Annotated in this window: 6 protein-coding genes; 3 read left to right on the top strand and 3 right to left on the bottom strand. The window is 73.5% G+C overall.

The window, feature by feature from the left end; genetic code table 11:
* Positions 1 to 182 precede the first annotated feature (182 nt).
* Complete coding sequence (locus tag AB0J04_RS44965) at positions 183 to 1,301, bottom strand: glycerate kinase (protein WP_363174516.1); 1,119 nt, start codon at positions 1,299 to 1,301, stop codon at positions 183 to 185.
* 211 nt (positions 1,302 to 1,512) lie between these two features.
* Here AB0J04_RS44965 and AB0J04_RS44960 point away from each other — a divergent pair, with 211 nt between their 5' ends.
* The 3 genes from AB0J04_RS44960 to AB0J04_RS44950 all read left to right on the top strand — a co-directional run bounded on the left by AB0J04_RS44960 (position 1,513) and on the right by AB0J04_RS44950 (position 3,948).
* A complete protein-coding gene (locus AB0J04_RS44960; RefSeq protein ID WP_363174515.1) occupies positions 1,513 to 2,625 on the top strand; it encodes an ADP-ribosylglycohydrolase family protein in 1,113 nt (370 codons plus the stop codon).
* Positions 2,626 to 2,634: 9 nt separating this feature from the next.
* Positions 2,635 to 3,147 carry an NUDIX hydrolase gene (locus tag AB0J04_RS44955; protein ID WP_363174514.1) on the top strand — a complete coding sequence of 171 codons (513 nt, stop codon included), beginning with the start codon at positions 2,635 to 2,637 and terminating at the stop codon, positions 3,145 to 3,147.
* 66 nt (positions 3,148 to 3,213) lie between these two features.
* Entirely contained in the window at positions 3,214 to 3,948 is a 735-nt protein-coding gene (locus AB0J04_RS44950; RefSeq protein WP_363174513.1) for a Sir2 family NAD-dependent protein deacetylase, read from the top strand.
* Positions 3,949 to 4,146: 198 nt separating this feature from the next.
* Here AB0J04_RS44950 and AB0J04_RS44945 read toward each other — a convergent pair whose 3' ends face one another.
* Positions 4,147 to 4,644, bottom strand: coding sequence for a methylated-DNA--[protein]-cysteine S-methyltransferase (locus AB0J04_RS44945; RefSeq protein ID WP_363174512.1), 498 nt, complete (start codon positions 4,642 to 4,644; stop codon positions 4,147 to 4,149).
* 27 nt (positions 4,645 to 4,671) lie between these two features.
* The gene (locus AB0J04_RS44940) at positions 4,672 to 6,162 is read right to left on the bottom strand and encodes an AlkA N-terminal domain-containing protein (RefSeq protein ID WP_363174511.1); all 1,491 of its coding nucleotides are present in this window, start codon (positions 6,160 to 6,162) and stop codon (positions 4,672 to 4,674) included.
* Positions 6,163 to 6,321: the final 159 nt, after the last annotated feature.

The raw sequence follows: 6,321 nt of genomic DNA, 5'->3' as shown, positions 1-6,321 counted from the left end.
GACCACGTTGACATGGATCTGCAGAGCATCGGCCTGCAGCAGATCGACGGCCCTCCGTGCCTTCTCGACCGTGGCGTTGGCGTTGACGTTCGCCATCCCGAGCCTCTTCAGGCTCGGGCCACACCCGTTTCGCATGCCTCTGTGCGCGCCTCGCGCCCAGCCGCGGCGCTCAGCTCCGTCGCTCAGGTGAGAAAGTCCCGCGCGATCCGCTCCGCGACCCGCTCCAGGATCGGTCCGGCGTCCGTGATGCAGGTGGCGACGTCCGGTTCGACGTCGGTCAGCGGGTACGCCCGGCGGATCCCGGCCCGACCCAGCTCCACCGGCGGCAGGGCGAGCCGGCCGCAGACCGCGACGACCTCCTTGCCGGCCGCCCGGGCGGCCGCGGCGACGCCCGCGGGGGCCTTGCCGTGCAGGGTCTGCTCGTCCAGCGACCCCTCGCCGGTGATCACCAGCTCGGCCCGCTCCAGCGCCGGTGCGAAGCCCAGCACGTCCAGCATGACCTCGATGCCGGGGCGGAAACGGGCGCCGACGAGCAACGCTCCGTAGCCGATGCCGCCCGCGGCGCCCGCGCCCGGCGCGACGGCGCACTCCGCGGCCTTCGACCCGGCCTCCGCCTCGAGCACCTTCGCGTAGTGCGCGAGCGCGGCGTCCAGCGCCTCGACGTCGTCCGGCGAGGCGCCCTTCTGCGGGCCGTAGACCGCCGCTGCGCCCTTGGGGCCGGTCAGCGGGTTGTCGACGTCGCTCGCCAGAACCAGTTCCACCGAGGCGAGGCGGGGGTCCAGTCCGGACAGGTCCGCGCGGGACAGCTCCGCGAGGCTGCCGCCGCCCGGGGCCACCGGCTCGCCCTCCTCGTCGAGGAAGCGCGCGCCGAGCGCGGACAGCATGCCCGCGCCGCCGTCCGTGGTCGCGCTGCCGCCGACGCCGAACACGATCGTCCGCACACCGGCGTCCAGCGCGGCGCGCAGCAGTTCCCCGGAGCCGTAGGTCGACGCCGTGAGCGGTGCGTAGACGCCGGCCGGGAGCCGTTGCAGTCCGCTCGCCTCCGCCATCTCCACGACCGCGGTGTCGTCGCGCACCGCGAAGGCGGCGGTGACCTCGTGCCCGAGGGGCCCGGCGACCCGCACCTCCCGGCGCTCGAACCCGGCCGCGACGGCCGCGGCGACGGTCCCGTCACCGCCGTCGGCGACGGGCAGGGCCTCCACCACGACGTCCGGCACGACCCGGCGCAGCCCGGCCGTCACCCGCTCGGCGACCTCCACGGCCGTCAGCGAGCCCTTGAACTTGTCCGCGGCCACGAGCACCCGTCGGGTGCCCCGCGCTCCAGCGTCCGCCACCTTGCATCCCCTTGCTCTACGGGCCCCGCACACGTCGGGGCCGGTCGCGCCGCTGCGACCTTAACCGGCGGACGCCCCCGCCGTCATGCGGTGGCCGCACCCTGGAGCAAGCCTGAGCGCCCTCTGTGGGGCCGTCGAAACCCGCGCGAGCACGCCCGGAATCGGGTAGACCGGAGCCATGACCGCAGCCATGCCCCCGGTGGGCGGCGCGCCGGAGTTCGCCGACCGCGTCCTCGGCGGCTGGCTGGGCCGGATCGCCGGCAACATGCTCGGCAAACCGGTCGAGCAGGGCGAGATCTGGACGCGCGAGCGCATCGACGGCTATCTGCGGCGGGCCGACGCCCTGCCGCTCACCGACTACCTGCCCGAACCGGCCACCGAGGAGGACGCCCGGCGGTTGCGCCCCGAGTGGCGCGCCTGCGTCCGCGGCCGCATCCACGGCAGCTGCCGCGACGACGACGTCGACTACGCGATCCTCGGCCTGGACCTGCTGGAGACGCACGGCTTCGGCTTCAGCACCGAGCAGGTCGGCGACCTGTGGCTGCTGCGGCTGCCGTATCTCCAGACGTTCACCGCCGAGCGGGCTGCCTACCGCAACCTCACGGCCGGTCTCAGGCCGCCGCTGACGGCCACCTACGACAACCCGTACCAGGAGTGGATCGGCGCCCTGATCCGCGCCGACGTCCACGGCTGGACCTGCCCGGGCCGCCCCCACCGCGCCGCCTCGCTCGCCCGCCGGGACGCGGTGCTCTCGCACACCGGCAACGGCGTGTACGGGGAGATGTTCGCGGCCGCGCTGATATCGGCGGCGTTCACCGCGCCGACGGTGCGCCACGCGCTGGCGCAGGCGCTGGCCGTCGTCCCGCCACGCAGTCGTCTCGTCCGTACCGTGCGCCGGGTCGTCGCCCTCCACGACACCGGGCTGGCCTGGGAGGACACGCTCACGACGCTGGCGCGGGAGACGGCGGGCCTCGGCTGGATCCATGTCGTCCCGAACATCGCCGTCCTCACCGCCGGGCTGCTGTACGGCGACGGCGACTTCACCCGCACGGTCACGCTCACCGTGCGCGGCGGCCTGGACACCGACTCCAACGGGGCGACGGCCGGTTCGGTGGCCGGCGTCCTGACCGGCGCGGCGGCCATCCCGCCCCGGTGGACGGAGCCGTTGCGGGACACCGTGCGCAGCGCCGTGTTCGGCTTCGACGGCGTGCGCATCAGCGAGCTGGCGGAGCGGACGGTACGGCTGGCCGAGGCGCAGGACGGCGGACCGCCGGGACCCGACGCCCTCTAACCTTCCTGCATGAGCACCTCCAGCAGGCCCGACAGCCGGCCCGACTTCGCCGCGTACGTGGCCTCCCTGCCCCGAGTCCTGGCCGGCGCCGCCGCGATCTTCCGCGACGCCGCAGGGCGCGTCCTGCTCGTCGAGCCCAACTACCGGGCGGGCTGGGCGCTGCCCGGCGGCACGATCGAGTCCGACGACGGCGAGAGCCCGCGGCAGGCCGCCCGCCGCGAGACGCTCGAGGAGATCGGCCTCGACCGCGCACTCGGGCGCCTGCTCGCCGTGGACTGGGTGCTCGGCCCGGGCCGCCCGCCGCAGGTGGCGTACGTGTACGACGGCGGAGTCCTCGACGAGGACGACCTCGGGGCGATCCGGCTCCAGGAGTCGGAGCTGCTGTCCTGGCGGCTGGTCGGACGCGAGGAGATCACCGACTTCCTCCTCGGCTCGCTGGGCCACCGGGTCCTGTCCGCCCTGGACGCCCTGGCGGACGGCTCGGCGACGGCGGAGCTGGAGAACGGCCGCCCGGCCCACTGACCTCCCCTCCCCGCCCACCCGATATCCACTCGCGGCCCCGGCTTCCCCCGGCCTACGCTCCCACCCATGAGCAAGCCCCTTGTCGCCATCCTCAGCGGGGCCGGGGTCTCCACGGACTCCGGCATCCCCGACTACCGCGGTCCGGGCGGACTGTGGCGGCGGGATCCGGAGGCGGAGAAGGTCGTCACGTACGAGTACTACATGCGGGATCCGGAGATCCGACGGCGCTCGTGGCAGATGCGGCGCCGGAGCGAGGCGCTGGGGGCCGAGCCGAACTCCGCGCACCTGGCCGTCGCCGAGCTGGAGCGTTCCAGTGTGCCGGTGCGGGTGATCACGCAGAACGTGGACGGGCTGCACCAGCTCGCCGGCCTGTCCGCCCGCAAGGTGCTCGAACTGCACGGCACCGCACGGCAGTTCGTGTGCACCGGGTGCCACGTGCGCGGTCCCATGGAGGACGCCCTCGCCCGCGTCGCGGCCGGTGAACCGGACCCGCCGTGTCTGGAGTGCGGCGGCGTCCTGAAGTCGGCCACGGTGATGTTCGGCCAGCGCCTCGACCCGGTCGTCCTCGGCGAGGCCCTCGCCATCACCAAGGCCTGCCAGGTCTTCGTCGCCGTCGGCACGAGCCTCCAGGTGCAGCCCGCCGCCGGGCTGGTCGGCGTCGCCGCCGACCACGGGGCCCGGCTGATCATCGTCAACGCCGAGCCGACGCCGTACGACGACATCGCCGACGAGGTGGTGCGGGAACCGATCGGGACGGCGCTGCCGAGGCTGCTGCGGGAGCTGGCGGAGACGGATCTCTGACGGCCTGCCTGCGCTGTCCGGCGACCCGTCCTAGACCCGTACTTCGCAGGTCGCCGAAAAGGTTCGCCGCAGCGGCCTCTCAGCGTCCGATCTCGACTGGGTCGGTCCGGGACCGCTATTGCCGTAGCGGTTCCGATCGGCGAGCGATCAGCCACGACCACTTGATCTTCACGATCGGGTGACCTGCGAAGTACGGGCCTAGAACAGGGTTGTCTCGCCGGGGGCCACTCCGCTCTCGAAATCCAGCAGGCGCTGCTTGCGGTCCAGGCCGCCGCCGTAGCCGGTGAGGCTGCCGCCTGCGCCGATCACTCGGTGGCAGGGCACGACGATGCCGATGGGATTCCTGCCGTTGGCGAGGCCCACCGCGCGGGACGCGGTCGGGTTGCCGAGGGCTTCGGCGAGTTCGCCGTAGGCGCGGGTCTCGCCGTACGGGATCTTCCGCAGTTCGGCCCAGACCGTGCGCTGGAACGGGGTGCCGTGCAGGCTGAGTTCGAGGGTGAACTCCTTCAACTCGCCTGCGAAATACGCCTCCAGCTGGGCTTCGGTCTCGCCGAACAGGGTGTCGTCGCGGGGGCCGAAGGTCTCCTCCGGCGGGCGGTGGCGCTGTTCGGCCATGTAGAGGCCGCACAGGACGCCGTCGTCGGCGACGAGGGTGAGGGGGCCGTACGGGCTGTCGGTGATCGTGTGCTGTTTCACTGGTCGTCCTTGTACAGGCTTACCGGCTTATACGGGAAGGAAGTTGATCGGGTGGCTGTCGGTCGCCCAGAGGTACTGGACGGCGTACGCGCGCCAGGGGCGCCAGGCCGCCGCGCGGGCGGTGAGCGCCGCCGGGGTGGAAGGCAGGCCCAACTCCTGGGCGGCGCGCCGGATTCCGAGGTCCGTGGAGAGAAACGCGTCGGGGTCGCCGAGGGCGCGCATCGCGATGACGTCGACCGTCCAGGGTCCGAAGCCGGGCAGGGCGAGGAGTCGGGCGCGGGCCTCCTGCCAGTCGCTCTCCACTCCCAAGTGGAGTGATCCGTCCGCCAGTTGGCCGACGAGGGTGGTGAAGGTCGTGCGGCGGGTGCGGGGCATCGCCAAGGACTCGGGGTCCACGGCGGCGAGCGCCTCGGGGGCCGGGAAGAGATGGGTGAGGCCGCCTTCCGGATCGTCGACCGGTTCGCCGTACGCGGTGACCAGGCGGGCCGCGTGGGTGCGGGCGGCCGCGGTGGAGACCTGCTGGCCCAGCACGGCGCGTACGGCGAACTCGGCCTCGTCGACCGTGCGCGGCACCCGGCGGCCGGGGGCCTTGTCCACCAGGGGCGCGAGCAGCGGGTCGGTGCGCAGTTGGTCGTCGACGGCGACCGGGTCGGCGTCCAGGTCGAGCATGCGCCGGCAGCGGCTGATGGCGACGGTGAGATCGCGCGGGTCGGTGAGGGTGAGACGGCAGCCGATGTGGTCGGGGTTCGGGGTGAGCGCCACGATGCCGTGCCCGTACGGCAGCCGCAACGTGCGCCGGAACGCGCCGTCGCGCCACTCCTCCACGCCCGGGACGCCGGTCGCGGCGAGGTGCCCGAAGAGGTTGTCGGGGTTGAGGGGGGCGCGGAAGGGAAGGCGGAGGGTGAGCGTGCCGGGGGTGGCCGGGCGGGTCGAGGGGTTCTTCCGGGGGGCGCGGGTGCGGAGTTCGCTCGGGGAGAGCGCGAAGACCTCGCGCACGGTGTCGTTGAAGGTGCGGATGGAGGAGAAGCCCGCGGCGAACGCCAGGTCCGCCATGGGGAGTTCGGACGTCTCGATGAGGAGGCGTGCGGTCTGGGCGCGCTGGGCGCGGGCCAACGCGAGCGGCCCTGCCCCGAGTTCGGCGAGGAGTTGGCGTTCCACCTGGCGGGTGCTGTAGCCGAGGCGGGCGGCGAGGCCGGGCACGCCGTCGCGGTCGACGACGCCGTCGGCGATCAGCCGCATGGCACGGGCCACCAGATCGGCGCGCTGGTTCCACTCCGGGGAGCCCGGTGTGGTGTCGGGCCGGCAGCGCTTGCAGGCGCGGAAACCGGCCTGCTGACAGGCGGCGGCGCTCGGGTGGAAGACCATGTTCCCGGGCTTGGGCGGCACCACCGGGCAGCTGGGCCGACAGTAGATGCCGGTGGTCAGGACCGCGGTGAAGAACCAGCCGTCGAACCGCGCGTCCTTCGACTGCACGGCGCGCACACAGCGCTCGCGATCGGTGTACATCCCGTTCTGCATACGTCCAGCATCGACCTGCGACCGGCCCCGCGCTGGCGAGAATCCGACATGGGCCTCGCGCCTCGCCCCTAGGGGGCTTCTGATGGATCTCCGTGGGAGAAGGAGCGGCGTTCGGTGCGTGCTCTCGGTGTGCCGGGCGAGAGTCCTCGTAGCGGAGCT

Source organism: Streptomyces sp. NPDC050263 (genome assembly GCF_040655955.1).
Classification (GTDB): Bacteria; Actinomycetota; Actinomycetes; order Streptomycetales; family Streptomycetaceae; genus Streptomyces.
Note: the sequence above shows the minus strand (reverse complement) of the source record. Positions and strands in the feature narration are given on the sequence as shown.